13 protein-coding genes are annotated in these 16,034 nt (G+C 64.6%); 5 read left to right on the top strand and 8 right to left on the bottom strand.

Going from position 1 to position 16,034, the window contains the following annotated elements; translation table 11 throughout:
* Positions 1-40 precede the first annotated feature (40 nt).
* The 3 genes from lptA to B552_RS0113965 form a co-directional block, all read right to left on the bottom strand.
* Positions 41-685 carry a lipopolysaccharide transport periplasmic protein LptA gene (gene lptA / locus B552_RS0113975; protein ID WP_019449651.1) on the bottom strand — a complete coding sequence of 215 codons (645 nt, stop codon included), beginning with the start codon at positions 683-685 and terminating at the stop codon, positions 41-43.
* Positions 686-746: 61 nt separating this feature from the next.
* A complete protein-coding gene (lptC, locus tag B552_RS0113970) occupies positions 747-1,373 on the bottom strand; it encodes an LPS export ABC transporter periplasmic protein LptC (RefSeq protein ID WP_019449650.1) in 627 nt (208 codons plus the stop codon).
* Positions 1,374-1,376: 3 nt separating this feature from the next.
* Positions 1,377-2,360, bottom strand: coding sequence for a KpsF/GutQ family sugar-phosphate isomerase (locus B552_RS0113965; RefSeq protein ID WP_026035647.1), 984 nt, complete (start codon positions 2,358-2,360; stop codon positions 1,377-1,379).
* A gap of 152 nt (positions 2,361-2,512) precedes the next feature.
* Here B552_RS0113965 and B552_RS0113960 point away from each other — a divergent pair, with 152 nt between their 5' ends.
* Positions 2,513-4,492, top strand: coding sequence for a monovalent cation:proton antiporter family protein (locus tag B552_RS0113960; RefSeq protein ID WP_019449648.1), 1,980 nt, complete (start codon positions 2,513-2,515; stop codon positions 4,490-4,492).
* On the opposite strand, the gene B552_RS0113955 is transcribed toward B552_RS0113960, so the two are convergent.
* Together B552_RS0113955 and B552_RS0113950 are read right to left on the bottom strand one after the other, a co-directional pair.
* Entirely contained in the window at positions 4,482-4,898 is a 417-nt protein-coding gene (locus B552_RS0113955) for a ribbon-helix-helix domain-containing protein (protein ID WP_019449647.1), read from the bottom strand. The genes B552_RS0113960 and B552_RS0113955 overlap by 11 nt on opposite strands.
* 58 nt (positions 4,899-4,956) lie before the next feature.
* On the bottom strand, positions 4,957-5,535 hold the full coding sequence (locus B552_RS0113950) for a DJ-1/PfpI family protein (RefSeq protein WP_019449646.1): 579 nt from the start codon (positions 5,533-5,535) through the stop codon (positions 4,957-4,959).
* Between the two features lie 128 nt (positions 5,536-5,663).
* On the opposite strand from B552_RS0113950, the gene B552_RS0113945 reads away from it, so the two are divergent.
* Both B552_RS0113945 and B552_RS0113940 read left to right on the top strand, forming a co-directional pair.
* Positions 5,664-6,236 (top strand): adenine phosphoribosyltransferase, encoded by a 573-nt coding sequence (locus B552_RS0113945; protein ID WP_019449645.1) that lies wholly within the window; start codon positions 5,664-5,666, stop codon positions 6,234-6,236.
* Positions 6,237-6,369: 133 nt separating this feature from the next.
* Positions 6,370-8,043: a Na/Pi cotransporter family protein gene (locus B552_RS0113940; RefSeq protein ID WP_019449644.1), complete on the top strand. Its 1,674-nt coding sequence runs from the start codon at positions 6,370-6,372 to the stop codon at positions 8,041-8,043.
* A gap of 87 nt (positions 8,044-8,130) precedes the next feature.
* On the opposite strand, the gene uvrA is transcribed toward B552_RS0113940, so the two are convergent.
* A complete protein-coding gene (gene uvrA / locus B552_RS0113935) occupies positions 8,131-10,995 on the bottom strand; it encodes an excinuclease ABC subunit UvrA (protein ID WP_019449643.1) in 2,865 nt (954 codons plus the stop codon).
* A gap of 268 nt (positions 10,996-11,263) precedes the next feature.
* On the opposite strand from uvrA, the gene B552_RS0113930 reads away from it, so the two are divergent.
* Together B552_RS0113930 and B552_RS0113925 are read left to right on the top strand one after the other, a co-directional pair.
* Entirely contained in the window at positions 11,264-12,520 is a 1,257-nt protein-coding gene (locus tag B552_RS0113930; RefSeq protein ID WP_019449642.1) for an MFS transporter, read from the top strand.
* A 300-nt stretch (positions 12,521-12,820) separates the two neighbouring features.
* A complete protein-coding gene (locus B552_RS0113925) occupies positions 12,821-13,381 on the top strand; it encodes a single-stranded DNA-binding protein (protein ID WP_019449641.1) in 561 nt (186 codons plus the stop codon).
* Positions 13,382-13,497: 116 nt separating this feature from the next.
* Here the strand turns inward: B552_RS0113925 and B552_RS0113920 are convergent, their stop codons facing one another.
* Together B552_RS0113920 and B552_RS0113915 are read right to left on the bottom strand one after the other, a co-directional pair.
* Positions 13,498-14,715 carry an MFS transporter gene (locus B552_RS0113920; protein ID WP_019449640.1) on the bottom strand — a complete coding sequence of 406 codons (1,218 nt, stop codon included), beginning with the start codon at positions 14,713-14,715 and terminating at the stop codon, positions 13,498-13,500.
* 93 nt (positions 14,716-14,808) lie between these two features.
* Positions 14,809-16,014, bottom strand: coding sequence for a chromate transporter (locus tag B552_RS0113915; protein WP_026035645.1), 1,206 nt, complete (start codon positions 16,012-16,014; stop codon positions 14,809-14,811).
* Between the last annotated feature and the right edge of the window lie 20 nt (positions 16,015-16,034).

Raw genomic sequence — 16,034 nt, 5'->3', positions numbered from 1 at the left:
GTACGGATCGAGCGTGAAACTATCAGGGCTGGCTGAGCCCTCAAGGCTGGGCCGGCTGGGAGGACGGCCTGAGATCGACCGGCGCGCCGGCTGGGGCGCTGGCCTGGGTCGAGCGCGGCGACAGTACGGCGCGCACGCGGCCCGACTGATTGCCGGCGGTCGTGTTGTTTTCGCCGCCCGTGGCGGTATAGAACTCGTTGCGGCTGTCGTAGGTGATCACCGCACCGCGGATTTCGTCAAGGATTTTCGCGCCGACACCGGACACACGCGCCGCGCGCGCATTGCCGATCAGCTTGTTGATCTCCGACTTGCCGTCGTATTCGATGCGATCGCCCCAGCCGTCGATGTATTCGTCCACGCCGTCGCGCTTCTGGCGGATATAGGCCTGGTGGCCCGGCTTGGACGTGGCCACGGCGTACTGGTAGCCCTCGGGATCGGTGCGCAGTTCGGCGGCGTCGGACTTCAGCACCATCGTGCCCTTGGTCAGCACCACGTTGCCGGTCAGCGTGTAGATCTGCTTGACGTCATCGTAGCTGGCATTGTCGGCTTCCAGCACCAGCGGCTTGGTCTGGTCCGCACGTTCGGCGAATACCGGCTGGGCCAGGGTCAGGCCGAGAGCGGCGATGGCAGCCAGCAGGGCGGGCGCAGTGCGGCGACATGCCAATGTCGTCAGGGAAGCAGTCATGTTTGGCTAGCGATGAGGAAAGGACGGCGATCAGGCGCAGGTCGGGACACATTCCCCGATCTCACTGGGTCCTGGTCTGCCCCGGCGAATTCATGATGATGGTGCCGCGAACGTTACCCAGCAATTGTACTTCGCGGGTGACGTTGTTGAAGATCAGGCCGTTGGCCGTCATCACCGACTGGCCGCGCGTCAGTTCCACCGGCTTGTCGGTCTTGACGATATCGTCGTTGACCAGGAGCTGGAAGTATTGCGAGGCCGCGGTCATGCGCGGGTCTTTCGAGACGTCGACGCCCGCCTGGCGGACGATGAACGCATCGCCGTACAGATCGATGATCGACCCCTCGGCGTTCATCACGCCGCGCTTGGCATTGACGGTGACAGGCGGGCGGTCCGGAGCATAGTTGCGCATGGCCGGCGTGGTCACTTCGTAGGTCTGGTCGTCCTCGAAGTGGTCCATCTTCACGCCCGTGAAGCGAATCTTGGTATTGCCGTCCTCGGCCAGTTCGGTCGCCGAGAAGCGTTCCATGTAGTAGTCGGGGACGTGCCGCTTGACCTGAGTCTTCGCGGTGTCCTCGTGCGGAGAGTTGATCTGCACGAGCCAGAACGTGCTGCCGGCCACGATGGCCATCAGCAGCAGCGGCAGCATCCGCATTACCAGGCCGACAAGGCTGGACAGGAACTCCGGCATTGCTCAGATGACCTTGGCGCGGGTCAGGTCGTGGATGTGAAGCGCGCCCGCCAGGCGGCCGTCGCCATCGACGACGAGCAACTGGTTGATGCGGTTCGTTTCCATGACCTGCACGGCTTCCACGGCGAGCTGGTCCAGATGCACCGTGTGCGGGTTGCGGTGCATGACCTCGCCGATCGGCACGGTCTTCCAGTCGCGCGGGGTTTCCAGCAGGCGGCGCAGATCGCCGTCGGTGAATACGCCCACGGCACGGCCGTCCGGATCGACCACGGCGGTCATGGCCATGCCCTTGCGCGTGATTTCCATCAGGGCCTGGGCCAGCGGCGTGCTTTCGCGGACTGCGGGAACGGCGTTGCCGGTGCGCATGATATCGCGCACGTGGGTCAGCAGCTTGCGGCCCAGCGCGCCGCCCGGGTGCGAGCGCGCGAAGTCTTCCTCGCCGAAGCCGCGCGCGTCAAGGACAGCCACGGCCAGCGCATCGCCCAGTGCCAGCGCGGCGGTGGTGCTCGCGGTCGGGGCCAGGTTCAGCGGGCAGGCCTCCTGTTCCACGCCGCCATCTAGATGGGCGTCGGACAGCTTGGCCAGGTTGGACCCGGGATTGCCCGTGATCGAAATCAAGCGGGCGCCGATTCGCTTGACGATCGGGATGATCGACAGGAGTTCGGCCGTTTCGCCGGAATTGGAGAAGGCGATCAGCACGTCGTCGCGCGTGATCATGCCGAGATCGCCATGGCTGGCCTCGGCGGGGTGCACGAAGAACGACGGCGTGCCGGTGGATGCCAGCGTGGCTGCCACCTTGCGGCCGATGTGGCCGGACTTGCCGATGCCGGACACGACCACGCGGCCCGTGCAGCCGAGAATTATCTCGACTGCCAACCCGAACGCGGGCGTGAGCCGGCCCGCCAGCGCGGAAACGGCGTCGGCTTCGATCTGAAGAGTATGGCGGGCGAGCCGGAGTGCTCGATCCGCATCGAAATTGGCTATCATGGCGTCGGAGTATACCAACGAATGCGATGGCGTCTGGCCCGGCTTTCCCGCCTCATTGGCCGTGACGACCGCCGCGCTTGCCGTGTTTTGCCGGCGGGGCGCAAATGCCGGGACGGCGCGCGTGCCCGGCTGGTACCTTTTCAAGCCTGCCGATGCATTCTCCGCTGGAACTGACCCTGGTGCTGCTGGCCGCCGCTGTGTTCGGCGTGGTGGCATTCCGCATGCTGCAACTGCCGCCAATGCTTGGCTACCTGGCGGTGGGCATCCTGATCGGCCCGCACGCGCTGGGTCTGGCCAGCGATACGGACCAGACCAAGTACCTGGCCGAATTCGGCGTGGTCTTCCTGATGTTCTCGATCGGGCTCGAGTTCAGCCTGTCCAAGCTCCGTGCGATGAAGCGGCTGGTGTTCGGGATGGGCGGCTCGCAGGTGATCCTGTCGATGCTTGTCGTGATTCCCGCTAGCTGGCTGTTCAACTGGCTGTTCCCGATGTCCTGGCAGGCCTCGGTGGCGCTGGGCGGCGCGCTGGCGATGTCGTCCACGGCCATCGTCTCCAAGATGCTTGCCGAGCGCATGGAACTGGAAAGCGAGCACGGGCGCAACATCATCAGCATCCTGCTGTTCCAGGATCTGGCCGTGGTGCCGCTGCTGATCGTCATCCCCGCGTTGTCGCGCGATCCCAGCGAGCTGGCCTTTGCGCTGGGGCTGGCCACCGTGAAGATCGTCGTGGCCCTGGGCGCGATCTTCTTCCTTGGCCAGCGCCTGATGAGCCGCTGGTTCCACGTTGTGGCGGCACGCCGGTCGCAGGAGCTTTTCATGCTCAACCTGCTGCTGGTGACGCTGGGCATGGCTGCGCTGACCGAGCGGCTGGGGCTGTCGATGGCGCTCGGCGCGTTCATGGCCGGCATGCTGATCTCGGAAACGCCCTACCGCCATCAGGTGGAGGAGGACATCAAGCCGTTCCGGGACGTGCTGCTCGGCCTGTTCTTCGTCACGATCGGCATGTTGCTGAACGTCCGCGTGGTGCTGGACCACATCTGGCTGGTGCTGGCGCTGCTGGTCGTGCCGATCCTGTTCAAGCTGGTGCTGATCGCCGCGCTGGCGCGCGTGTTCGGCTCCCGGCAAGGGGTGGCGATCCGCACCGGGCTGGGTCTGGCGCAGGCCGGCGAGTTCGGCTTCGTGCTGCTCAACCAGATCGACGGCATGGGGCTGGTGGACCCGGTGCTGATCCAGGTGATCCTGGCGTCGATGCTGTTGTCGATGCTGGCTGCTCCATTCCTGATCCAGTACAGCGATGCCATCGTGCTGCGCTTTGCCGCCAACGAATGGCTGCTGCAGTCGCTGAACATGACGCGGATTGCGGCGCAGAGCCTGCAAACCGAAAAGCACGCCATCATCTGCGGATACGGGCGCAGCGGCCAGAACCTGGCCCACATGCTGGAGCGCGAAGGCATCACCTATGTGGCGCTGGACCTCGACCCGGATCGCGTGCGCGACGCCGCGGCGGCGGGCGATACCGTGGTCTATGGCGACGCCGGCCGGCGCGAGGCGCTGATTGCGGCCGGTATTCATCGCGCGGCGCTGGTGGTGGTGACCTATGCGAATACGCCGTCCGCGGTGAAGGTGCTGCACCATGTGCAGGAACTGGCACCCGCGCTGCCGGTGATCGTGCGGACGGTTGACGATTCAGAGCTGGATACGCTGCAGAAGGCTGGTGCCACCGAAGTGGTGCCGGAGATTATCGAAGGCAGCCTGATGCTGGCCTCGCACGCGCTGGTGCTGCTGGGTGTGCCGATGCGCCGCGTGGTGCGTGGCGTGCAGCAGGCGCGTGACGCGCGCTACAGCCTGCTGCGCGGCTATTTCCACGGCCGGGACGACGAGGAAGACATGGTCGAGCGCGACACGGTGCGGCTGCACGCGGTGTCGCTCGGGCCAGAGCATACGGCCGTTGGCCGTCGGCTGGGTGCGCTGGGGCTGGACAGGATCGGCGCCGAAGTTACTGCGGTGCGCCGCCGCGGCATTCGCGCATTTGACCCGGAGCCCGACACGGTGCTGGAACCCGGCGATATCGTGGTGCTGCGCGGGACGCCGGAAGCGCTGGAATCGGCTGAGGAAAGGCTGATCAAGGACTAGGGACCGGCTCCTCTCTCGCACGCCGTGGGAGAGAGGAGCTATCCGCCTCCACCCACGATGCCGGCAAACTATCCAGCACGGCCCGCGCATCAAGCGACCGGATCGGCACATTCGTATCCGATGGGATGCGCCCTTCGTTCTGCAGCAGCAGGTAACGCAGGCAGCACACACGCAGGAACGAGGCGAAATTGGCCGACAGCGATGTCTCGCCGCGATGTTCCGCGAGTTCGTCGTGCAGCCGTGTCAGTAACTGGTTGACGGTCATGCCGTCGCGCTGCGCCAGTTCCTCCAGGACTTCCCAGAACAGGGTTTCCAGCCGGATGCTGGTCGCCATGCCGTGCAGGCGTAGCGACCGGGACTGGGTCTGGTACGAGTCCGGATTGGCCCGGACGAAGATCTCACACATGGACACTCCCGTGAGGCGCGGCCCCGGCCCGACGAGCCAGGCCGCGTTTCGGAAGCCTCTACTCTACGATCCGTGTCCCGAGCACGGCAAGGAACTGCGCGAGCCAGGCCGGATGTGCGGGCCACGCCGGCGCCGTCACGAGATTGCCGTCGGTGTGGGCCTGGTCGACGGGAATATCGGCATATTTGCCGCCCGCCAGCCGGACTTCGGGCGCGCAGGCCGGGTAGGCGGAACACGTGCGGCCTTCGAGCACTCCGGCAGCGGCCAGCAACTGGGCGCCATGGCAGACCGCGGCGATCGGCTTGTTGGCCTGGGCGAAGTGACGCACGATCTCGATCACGCGGGCGTTCAGGCGCAGATATTCTGGGGCGCGGCCGCCAGGAATGACGAGCGCGTCATACCTGGCCGGATCGATGTCCGCGAACGTGGCATTCAGCGTAAAGTTGTGGCCGCGCTTTTCCGTGTAGGTCTGGTCGCCCTCGAAATCATGGATGGCGGTGGCGCAGTGGTCGCCGGCCTTCTTGTCCGGGCAGACTGCGTGAACCGTGTGGCCCACCATCTGCAGCGCCTGGAACGGCACCATGGTTTCGTAGTCCTCGGCGAAGTCGCCGGCCAGCATCAGAATCTTCTTACCCATGGCTGTCTCCTGTATCTTTGCGGGTTGCGGATGTCCAAATCGCCGGGCCATTGTGCGGCGGCGGTTCCAGACATGGGTGGTAGCCCATTACCGCATGACGCGCAATTTCACATTCCACGTATTTCTTCATGGCGAATTCCATCATCCAGTCCCCTGATCTTGGCGATGTCTCCGGTTACCTGCGTGACCGCATCCGCACCGTGCCGGACTGGCCGCAGCCCGGTGTCATGTTCCGCGACATCACGCCGCTGCTGCAGAACCCCAAGACGCTGCGCGTGCTGATCGATGTCTTCGTGCATCGCTACATGGACCAGAAGCTGGACCTCGTGGCCGGCATCGACGCGCGCGGATTCATCCTTGGTTCGATCATCGCGTACGAACTGAACCTGGGCTTCGTGCCGATCCGCAAGAAGGGCAAGCTGCCGTTCCAGACCGTGGCGGAGGAGTACGAGCTCGAGTACGGCAGTGCCACGGTGGAGATCCATGCCGATGCCTGCAAGGCGGGCGACCGCGTGCTGCTGATCGACGACCTGATTGCCACGGGCGGCACGATGATGGCCGGCCGCAAACTGCTGGAAAGGCTGGGCGCCACGGTGGTGGAGGGCGCGGCAATCGTCGACCTGCCGGAGCTTGGCGGTTCGAAGCTGCTGCAGGCCAGTGGCCTGCCGCTGTTCACGGTCTGCGATTTCGCGGGCCACTGAGCCGGCGCGCCCTGCCGCGATTTGCCCCGTGTAACAGCGGGGCGCATAATGCCCCCATGCAATAACAATGCGATGACCGGGCTGCACGCCTCGCACCTGCCCGGCCGGCACCGGTCACAATGAGGGCCGCACAATGGGCGTACTGCTTCATCTTCTCTCCGGCGTGGCGCTCCTGATCTGGGGCACCAATATCGTCAAAGTCGGCATCCTGCGCGTGTACGGCGCCAATCTGCGCCAGGTGCTTTCCGTCAGCGTATCCAACCGTTTTGCCGCCTTCCTTGCGGGGGTAGGCGTGACGGGCCTTGTCCAGAGCAGCAATGCGACGGCCGTTATCGTCAGTTCGTTCGTCGGTCAGGGTTTGATCGCGGTGGCGCCCGCGCTCGCAATCATGCTGGGCGCGAACGTGGGTACCGCGCTGATGGTGCAGGTGTTTTCGCTCGACCTGTCATGGCTGTCCCCGCTGCTGATCTTTGTCGGCGTGATCCTGCATCTGACCTGGAAGGGCAACAAGGCCGGACATGTGGGCCGCGTGCTGATCGGGCTGGGCCTGATCACGCTGGCGCTTGAACTGATTTCCATCGCCACGCGGCCCGTGGTGCAGGCGGCCGGCGTCAAGGTGCTGTTCAGCACGCTGACCGGTGATCCCGCGCTGGACATGTTGATCGGTGCGCTGCTGACCATCCTTTGCTATTCGAGCCTGGCCATGGTGCTGTTCTGCGGCGCGCTGGCTTCCGCGGGAGTGGTGTCGATCCACGTGGCGATGGCGCTGGTACTGGGCGCCAATCTCGGATCGGGGGTCTCCGCGTTGCTGTCGACCTCGGGCAACAACCAGCCCGGCAAGCGCGTGACGCTGGGCAATCTGCTGTCGCGACTGCTCGGCTGTGTGATCGCGCTGCCGCTGCTTTCGAAGGCCGAGGAACTGCTGGCGCTGGTCGGCAGTGATCCGCAGCGGATGATCGTGAACTTCCACCTGCTGTTCAACGTGGCACTCGCAATCCTGCTGCTGGGCGCCACCGCACCGCTGGCGCGGCTGTGCGATGCGATCCTGCCGGGCAGCAATACCGGCGACAGCCAGGTCACGCCGCGTCACCTCGATCCATCCGCGCTGTCCACGCCGACGCTGGCGCTTTCCAACGCCGCGCGTGAAGTGCTGCGCATTGGCGATCGTGTCGAGCAGATGCTCGACAACCTGCTGCGCGTGCTGCGGACCAACGACCTGAAGCTTGCCAACAACACTTGCCGCATCGACAACGAAATAGACGATCTCTACACCGCGATCAAGCTCTACCTGACGCAGATCAGCACCGAGGCGCTGGACGAGCGTGACGGCCAGCGCTGGACCGAGATCATTTCGCTGACGATCAACCTGGAGCACGCGGGGGATCTGATCGAGCGTGTGATCATCGACGCCAGGGAAAAGAAGATCGCGCACAACCTGTCGTTCTCCGAGGCGGGCATGCAGGAAATCGCGGAGATGCACGCGCGCGTGGTGGCTAACCTGCGGCTCGGAATGTCGGTGTTCCTGACCGGCGACCTGCGCAGCGCGCAACAGCTCATGGGGGAAAAAGCCGCCTTCCGCGACCTGGAGCGCGAGCTGGCGCGTTCGCACCTGCAGCGTGTGGCCGTGCAGACCGTGGAAAGCATTGAGACGAGCTCGCTGCACCTGGATCTGATTGCCGAGCTGAAGCGACTCAACTCGCTGTTCTGTGCCACGGCGTATCCGGTGCTGGAGCAGGCGGGGCTGATGAACCGCAGCAGGATGAAAGAGGATGCGGGGGAGAAGCTCGACGTGGCGGAGGCAGGGTAGGGATCGCGGATGGTTTGCTCCCATCGCCCGCACGTGGGCGAGGGGAGCGCATAGCGGAGGGCGATGGCGTCTCGATCGCTGCCGGTCTCAACTCCGCTGCAGTAACGGCGCCAGGTACTTGCCCGTAAAGCTTGCCTTGCTGGCCGCCACCGCCTCCGGCGTTCCCTTTGCGATCACCTGGCCGCCGCCGGCACCGCCTTCGGGGCCCATGTCGATCAGCCAGTCGGCGGTCTTGATGACGTCGAGGTTGTGCTCGATGATCACGACCGTATTGCCGTGGTCGCGCAGTTTCTGGATGACCTTCAGCAGCAGCTCGATATCGTGGAAGTGCAGGCCGGTGGTCGGCTCGTCGAGGATGTAGAGCGTGCGGCCCGTGTCGCGCTTGGAAAGCTCCAGCGCCAGCTTGACGCGCTGCGCCTCGCCGCCCGACAACGTGGTGGCCGACTGGCCAAGACGGATGTAGCCCAGGCCCACGTCCAGCAGCGTCTGCAGCTTGCGGCGCACCACAGGCACGGCGCTGAAGAACTCGTGCGCCTGCTCCACCGTCAGGTCGAGCACTTCAGAAATGCTCTTGCCCTTGTATTGCACTTCCAGCGTTTCACGGTTGTAGCGCTGCCCGTGGCAGACATCGCATGGCACGTAGACGTCCGGCAGGAAGTGCATTTCCACCTTGATCACGCCATCGCCCTGGCATGACTCGCAGCGGCCGCCCTTCACGTTGAACGAGAAGCGCCCGGGGTCGTAGCCGCGCTCCTTGGCCGCCGGCACGCCTGCGAACAGCTCGCGGATCGGCGTGAACAGGCCCGTGTACGTGGCCGGGTTCGAGCGTGGCGTACGGCCGATCGGGCTCTGGTCGACATTGATGACCTTGTCGAAGTGTTCCAGGCCCTCGATGCGATCGTGCGGCGCGGGCTCTGCCGCGGAGCCGTACAGGTGGCGTGCCACCGCGTGATAGAGCGTGTCGTTGATCAGCGTCGACTTGCCCGAGCCGGAGACCCCGGTGATGCACGTGAGCAGGCCCACGGGCACTTCGGCGGTGACGTTGCGCAGGTTGTTGCCCGTGGCGTTGACGATGCGCAGCAGGCGCTCATCGTCAGGCGAGGCGCGCTTCTTCGGCACGTCGATACGGCGCTTGCCGGACAGGTACTGGCCTGTCAGCGATGCCGCCGAATCCTCGATCTGGTCAGGGGTGCCTTCGGCCACGATCATGCCGCCATGAACGCCCGCGCCGGGGCCGATGTCCACCACGTAGTCGCACGCGCGGATCATGTCCTCGTCGTGCTCCACCACCAGTACCGAGTTGCCGATGTCGCGCAGGTGCTTGAGCGTGCCGATCAGCCGGTCGTTGTCGCGCTGGTGCAGGCCAATCGACGGCTCGTCCAGCACGTACATCACGCCGGTCAGGCCCGAGCCGATCTGCGACGCCAGCCGGATGCGCTGCGCCTCGCCGCCGGAAAGCGTATCGGCGCTGCGTTCGAGCGACAGGTAATCGAGCCCGACGTTGTTCAGGAAGTTCAGCCGCGCGGTGATCTCCTTGACGATCTTGTCGGCGATCTCGCGCTTGGCGCCGTGCAGGTTCAGCGTCAGGAAGTACGTCAGCGCATCGCGCAGCGGCCAGCCGTTGATCTCGAAGATCGCGCGCGCCTGGTCGTCCTCGCCAATCTTCACGTGGCGTGCCTCGGTGCGCAGGCGCGTGCCTTCGCAGGCCGGGCAGGCCTGGTTGTTCTGGTACTTGGCCAGTTCCTCGCGCACGGCCACCGAATCGGTTTCGCGATAGCGGCGTTCGAGGTTGGGGATGATCCCTTCGAACGCGTGGGCGCGCACCGTGGTGCGGCCGCGCTCGTTGATATAGGTGAACGGGATCTCCTGCTCGCCGGAGCCTTGCAGCACCACCTGCTGCACTTCGGGCTGCAGTTCCTCGAATGGCGTCTCGGTATCGAATTCGTAGAACGCCGCCAGGCTCTGCAGCATCTGGAAGTAGAACTGGTTGCGCCGGTCCCAGCCCTTGATCGCGCCCGAGGCCAGCGACAGGTTCGGAAAGGCCACCACGCGCTTCGGATCGAAGAACGTGATCTGGCCCAGGCCGTCGCAGCTTGGGCAGGCGCCCATCGGATTGTTGAACGAGAACAGCCGCGGCTCAAGCTCCTGCAGCGAGTACGAGCAGATCGGGCACGCAAAGCGCGAGCTGAACAGGTGCTCGCGGCCCGTGTCCATTTCCAGCGCAATCGCGCGGCCATCGGCCAGGCGTAGTGCCGTTTCGAACGATTCGGCCAGGCGTTGCTTGATATCGGCGCGCACCTTGACGCGATCGACCACTACCTCGATCGTGTGCTTTTCGGTCTTCTTGAGCTTGGGCAGCGCGTCCACCTCGTAGACCTTCGCCTCGGCCTCGTGGGCGGTGCCGCCGCCCGAGCGGATGCGGAAGCGCACGAAGCCCTGCGCCTGCATCGTCTCGAACAGATCGGTGTGCTCGCCCTTGCGGTCCGATACCACGGGCGCAAGGATCATCAGCTTCGTGTCTTCCGGCAACGCCAGTGCGGCATCGACCATCTGCGACACGCTTTGTGCCTGCAGCGCGATATTGTGGTCGGGGCAGTGCGGCGTGCCCGCGCGGGCGTAGAGCAGGCGCAGGTAGTCGTGGATTTCGGTGACGGTGCCGACGGTCGAGCGCGGGTTGTGGCTGGTGGCCTTCTGTTCGATCGAGATCGCCGGGGACAGCCCCTCGATCAGGTCGACGTCGGGCTTTTCCATCAGTTGCAGGAACTGGCGGGCGTAGGCGGACAGCGATTCGACGTAGCGGCGCTGGCCCTCGGCGTAGAGGGTGTCGAACGCCAGCGACGACTTCCCGGACCCCGACAGCCCCGTGATCACCACAAGCTTGTTGCGCGGCAGGTCGAGATTGATGTTCTTGAGGTTGTGGGTACGCGCCCCACGGATCTTGATTTCTTCCATATCCGTCAAAGTGCCTTGCGCTGCGCTAGTGGCGCCCGAAGCGGCGGCCAGCCTGCCGCGACACGCGTTTTGCGGACCGCAAAGTGCTGCGGGTGATCCGAAAATCGCGGGAAGCAAACCTGCTAATATACCGAACTTCGGTTTCCGGGGTTGCCCGGCGCCAGACAGGGATGACAGCGGGGTGGAGACAGCGCGATGTCAGCAACTTCCCGGCCCTCGGGCGATCGAAGCTGTCGCCGACCGAACCAGAATTCCTTATACGACCGCAATGCCGTCGATCCCGCCTTCCCCACAGCCCGCTACCCTTGCCAACGAGCCCGCCCAGGCGGAAGCCGCACGCGACCGCATGACCCGCGGCGAGTTGCGTGCCAGTCTCTCGCTGGCCAGCATCTTTGCCCTGCGCATGCTGGGCCTGTTCCTGATCCTGCCGGTCTTTGCCGAATACGCGCACACGCTGCCCGATGGGCATGACGCCCAGCGCGTGGGCCTGGCGATGGGTATCTACGGCCTGATGCAAGCTTTCCTGCACATTCCGCTGGGCTGGCTGTCCGACCGGATCGGGCGCAAGCCGGTCATGGTCGGCGGGCTGCTGCTGTTCGTGGCGGGCGCGCTGATCGCGGCGTTCGCCGACACACTGACTGGCATCACGATCGGCCGCGCGTTGCAGGGCATGGGCGCGATTTCCGCGGCCATCACGGCCTGCATCGCCGACCTGACGCGTGAACGCCATCGCACCAAGGCCATGGCCATGGTCGGCGGCAGTATCGGCCTGACCTTCGCGTTGTCGCTGGTGATTGCCTCGCCGCTGCTGCACTCGATCGGCATGTCCGGCATCTTTGGCCTGATGGCCGTGCTGGGCGTGGTGGCGATCGGCGTGACGCTGTTCCTGGTGCCGACCCCGCCGCCGCCGCATCCGGTGCAGCTTCCGTTCCGCCAGGTGCTGATGAATGCCGACTTGGTCCGGTTGAACGTTGGCGTGCTGGCGCTGCATGCAAGCCAGGTGGCCATGTTCATGGTGGTCCCGGCCATGCTGACCGACGCGGGCATGCCGCTGGACCAGCACTGGAAGGTCTATCTGCCCGTCGTGCTGGTGTCGTTCCTGCTGATGCTGGCGCCGATGATGGCCGCCGAGCGCTACGGCAAGGTTCGCCCGGTGCTGCTGGCTTCGGTGGCGCTGATGACCGTCGTCCAGATCCTGTTCGCATCGGTGCACGGCCTGTGGCCGATCGTCGGCGTGCTGCTGCTGTTCTTCGTCGCGTTCAATGTGCTGGAAGCGATGCAGCCGTCGCTGGTGTCGCGCTACGCGGCCGCCAGCCGTGGCGCCGCGCTGGGGATCTACAACACGACCCAGGCCATGGGACTGTTCCTTGGCGGCGTGGTCGGCGGCTGGCTGCTCAAGCACGAAGGCCGCAGCGCCGTCTTCATTGGCTGCGCGGTCGTACTGGTGCTCTGGCTTATAATCGCGTGGAGCATGAAGGCGCCGCCGGCCCGCGGGCATGGCGGCACTTCTGCGGTGGCGGCCTAGTCACAGAATTTTGCGTATCGGTATCTGCCCGAAACGCTTTTCCGCTGTATTGGCGTTAGCATGAACACGCGCCTGACGGACTTTTCCGAAGGGCGCGTGATGTCGTTTACGTCCCGGCTTTTAGAGGCGCTATCAAAATGAAGCGAAGCGGTTCTGGCTAGGCGCGGGGCCGCAGACAGTACAAGTGGTACGGCCAAGGCCGCGCAACGACGCCAGAATCATTTTGATAGCGTCTTTTATTTACACGTTCCTTACGTTTATTGCCGCGCTGAAAGGGCGCGGTCCTCTGGAGAGATCTACATGGCATCGGTCAACAAAGTCATTCTCGTCGGCAATCTGGGCGCCGACCCGGAAACACGCTACATGCCCAGCGGCGATGCCGTGACCAACATCCGGCTGGCGACGACCGACCGTTACAAGGACAAGCAGTCCGGCGAATTCAAGGAAGCCACCGAGTGGCACCGCATCGCGTTCTTCGGCAAGCTGGCCGAGATCGCCGGCCAGTACCTGAAGAAGGGATCGTCGGTCTATATCGAAGGCCGCATCCGCACGCGCAAGTGGCAGGACCAGGCGGGCCAGGACAAGTACAGCACCGAAATCGTGGCGGACCAGATGCAGATGCTGGGCGGCCGCGGTCAGGGTGGCGGTGGCGATGAAGGCGGCTACGGCGGCGGCGCCGGTGGTGGTGCTGGCGGCGGCTACAGCCGCGAATCGCAAGGCGGTGGTGGCGGTGGCTATGCCGGTGGCCGTGGTCAGGGTGGTGGCCAGGGCGGCCAGGGTGGCCAGCAAGGCGGCCAGCGCCGCCAGCAGCAAGCCCCGTCGAACGGGTTCGAGGACATGGACGACGACATCCCGTTCTAAAACCTGCTTCATTGTTTTCTTGTTGATTAAGGCTCGTGCTCTGAAAGGACACGGGCCTTTTTCATTACCCACACCTCAGGTCGATAGAGCGAGCCTGGCTCGACGCCAATGTCTGTTCAGTTAAGTGGCCTGACACGCCTGAAGGCAGTCAGAATGGCGATGTCATAGCCGATCTTCAGCAATCCGCAGGCCAGCAACGGTGCCCCGATCCAGCCCATGGCCATCAGGCCGCCTGCAAGCACCGGGCTGATGGCAGCGGCCAGGCTCCTGGGAACTGCTGTCAGGCCTGCGGCCGCAGTGCGCTCGGCGGGCGTCACCACCGCCATCACATACGCCGTCCGGGTCGGCACATCCATTTGTGACAGTGCGCTGCGCGCAAGCAACAGCAGGAGGGTCAGTGTCAACGACGGTGCGAAGGCAGCGGCGATCAGGAAAGCGCTGGAGGGGATGTGCGTAAACACCATTGTGTTCAGCAGACCGATCTTCCGAGCCAGCGGCACCGCCACGAGCTGGGAGGCCGTTGTCAGCAATCCGGCCCAGAAGAAAAACAGGCCCGCCGCGCCCGGCGTCATCCCGAAGCGCTGTATCAGCCAGAGTGACAGCAAGGCATTGACGACCAGGCCGCCCGCAAATGCGTCGACGCTGAACAGCATTGCCAGACGCATGACGATGCGCCTTGACGGACCCAGGGGAGTGGTTGCTGCAATCGATTGGGGATGGTGCGCGGGGAGTCTGGCATATAGGGCCCAGAGGACAACGCCGGTCAAGGCATAGATGACAAACATCAGGCGTATCGCGGCCAGGTACGACACGCCAGCGTTCACGGAGAGCCAGGCCGGCAGGGCGGCGGCCAGGGCGCCGATGGCTGCGGAGAAGGCGCCAACGAGGCTATAGCGGGCGAACAGCGCCGTACGCGCGGTGGGTATCGCTGCGTCGGCAAGCCGAGCTTGCTCCAGCGGGAGGAACACGCTGACATCGCCCGAGCTTGGGTTCAGCGTACCGACAAAGGCTACGATCAACAGTGGCCAGAGCGACGTCAGCCCAGCAAAGCCCGCCCCGGTCGCCGCCATCAGCACTGCTGCCAGGATCAGCAGACGGCGTTGTGGAAAGCGACTACCAATGAGGCCGACCAGGATCGTGGCGAGTGCGGAGCCGATTAGCGTGGCACTACTGATCAGCCCGACGGAAAACTGGCCAAAGCCAAGACCCAGCAGGTACGCCGGCAAAAGTACCGCAACATAGCCGTCGCACAATCCGCGTAGCGCTCGCCCAACAAGAAGCGGCATCACGCTTGCGTCGATACCTGGCGGAAGCACAAGGCCCGCGAGCTTCATGCGGATGGCCGCGATTACAGAATCGCACCGGTCTTGCGGGCGATGCCAAGCGGCTTCATCTGATAGGTCATGGGAGGAATCTCCTGTGGGATCTCAGTGGTGCAGCATCGGATAGGCCACCAGTCCAATCAACGCCGCGCCCACCACAATCATGGGCTCGGTCAGCTTCTTGAACTTCAGCAGCAGCGCGACGGTGACAAGCGCCAGCAGCGCGGTCGGGATATCGACGATCGAACGTTTTGCCAGCACGATGACCGCACCGGTGATGGCGCCAATTGCCGCAGCCGTCACGCCATCCACAAACGCCAGGATCGCAGGCAACTTGCCGTACTTCTTGAAGTAGGGTGCCGGCAGGATCGTGAACAGGTAGCACGGCAGGAACGTGCCTGCCGCCGCGACGCACGCACCGGGCAGGCCTGCAACCAGGTAGCCGATGAAGCCAACCGTGATGACGACCGGACCCGGCGTGATCATCGCCACTGCCACGGCATCGACGAACTGTTTGTCATTCAGCCAATGGTGTTCGGTGACCACGCCGCCATACAGAAACGGCACGATGGCAAGCCCGGATCCGAAGACGAAGGCCCCGGCTTTGGTAAAGAACACACCGATCTGCGAAAGCAATGGCCAGTCCACCGTACTCAGCATGCCGCTTGCCGCCGGCAGTGGCGTCGCCGCAATGGCGTTCATCCTGCCTTGCCGAATCCACTTGGGCGGAGCGCGCCAGAACCAGACCAGAATGCCGCCCGCGAGGAACAGCCAGGCCACCTCCGATTCGGTGACCACCGTCACTGCGGCGAGAACCAGGTAGACAAACCACAGGAGCTTGTCCTTGCCCACGCTCTTGTTGGTCAGCTTGTAGGCGCTGATTGCGATGATGCCAATCACCGCGGCCCCCACGCCGTAGAACACCGACTGCATCCAGGTCAGGCCGCCGAAGCGCACGTAGGCCCAACCGAGCGCCACCACCATCAGGAACGATGGCAGCACGAAGGCGATGCCGACCAGCGTTGCGCCCAGGATGCGGTAGTGCACATAGCCGAGGTAGATCGCCAGTTGGGCCGCTAGCGGTCCGGGTGCCAGTTGCGCCAGCGCGAGGCCTTCCTTGTAGTCACCATCGGTGATCCATTGCCGCGCATCCACCAGATCGCGGTGCATATAGCCGGCAAGCGCCACCGGGCCGCCAAAGCCGATGGCGCCAAGCCGCAGGAAGTACATCACCAGTTGCCGCAACGTGTAGCTGGGGTGTTCGTGTGGTGATGGAACTGGCGAGGTATCAGTTGGTTGGGGCGAGTTCATCTTGTCTCTTGGAATGGGAA

The sequence above is a fragment of the Cupriavidus sp. BIS7 genome, assembly GCF_000292345.1.
Taxonomy (GTDB): Bacteria; Pseudomonadota; Gammaproteobacteria; order Burkholderiales; family Burkholderiaceae; genus Cupriavidus.
This window is presented reverse-complemented; position numbering and strand designations above follow the sequence as displayed.

Coding starts and splice junctions, on each gene's coding strand:
- B552_RS0113960 (WP_019449648.1), top strand. CDS start 2,513: ATGCATTCTCCGCTGGAACTGACCCTGGTGCTGCTGGCCGCCGCTGTG.
- B552_RS0113945 (WP_019449645.1), top strand. CDS start 5,664: ATGGCGAATTCCATCATCCAGTCCCCTGATCTTGGCGATGTCTCCGGT.
- B552_RS0113955 (WP_019449647.1), bottom strand. CDS start 4,898: ATGTGTGAGATCTTCGTCCGGGCCAATCCGGACTCGTACCAGACCCAG.
- B552_RS0113915 (WP_026035645.1), bottom strand. CDS start 16,014: ATGAACTCGCCCCAACCAACTGATACCTCGCCAGTTCCATCACCACAC.
- B552_RS0113950 (WP_019449646.1), bottom strand. CDS start 5,535: ATGGGTAAGAAGATTCTGATGCTGGCCGGCGACTTCGCCGAGGACTAC.
- B552_RS0113920 (WP_019449640.1), bottom strand. CDS start 14,715: ATGAAGCTCGCGGGCCTTGTGCTTCCGCCAGGTATCGACGCAAGCGTG.
- B552_RS0113925 (WP_019449641.1), top strand. CDS start 12,821: ATGGCATCGGTCAACAAAGTCATTCTCGTCGGCAATCTGGGCGCCGAC.
- lptC (WP_019449650.1), bottom strand. CDS start 1,373: ATGCCGGAGTTCCTGTCCAGCCTTGTCGGCCTGGTAATGCGGATGCTG.
- uvrA (WP_019449643.1), bottom strand. CDS start 10,995: ATGGAAGAAATCAAGATCCGTGGGGCGCGTACCCACAACCTCAAGAAC.
- B552_RS0113930 (WP_019449642.1), top strand. CDS start 11,264: ATGCCGTCGATCCCGCCTTCCCCACAGCCCGCTACCCTTGCCAACGAG.
- B552_RS0113965 (WP_026035647.1), bottom strand. CDS start 2,360: ATGATAGCCAATTTCGATGCGGATCGAGCACTCCGGCTCGCCCGCCAT.
- B552_RS0113940 (WP_019449644.1), top strand. CDS start 6,370: ATGGGCGTACTGCTTCATCTTCTCTCCGGCGTGGCGCTCCTGATCTGG.
- lptA (WP_019449651.1), bottom strand. CDS start 685: ATGACTGCTTCCCTGACGACATTGGCATGTCGCCGCACTGCGCCCGCC.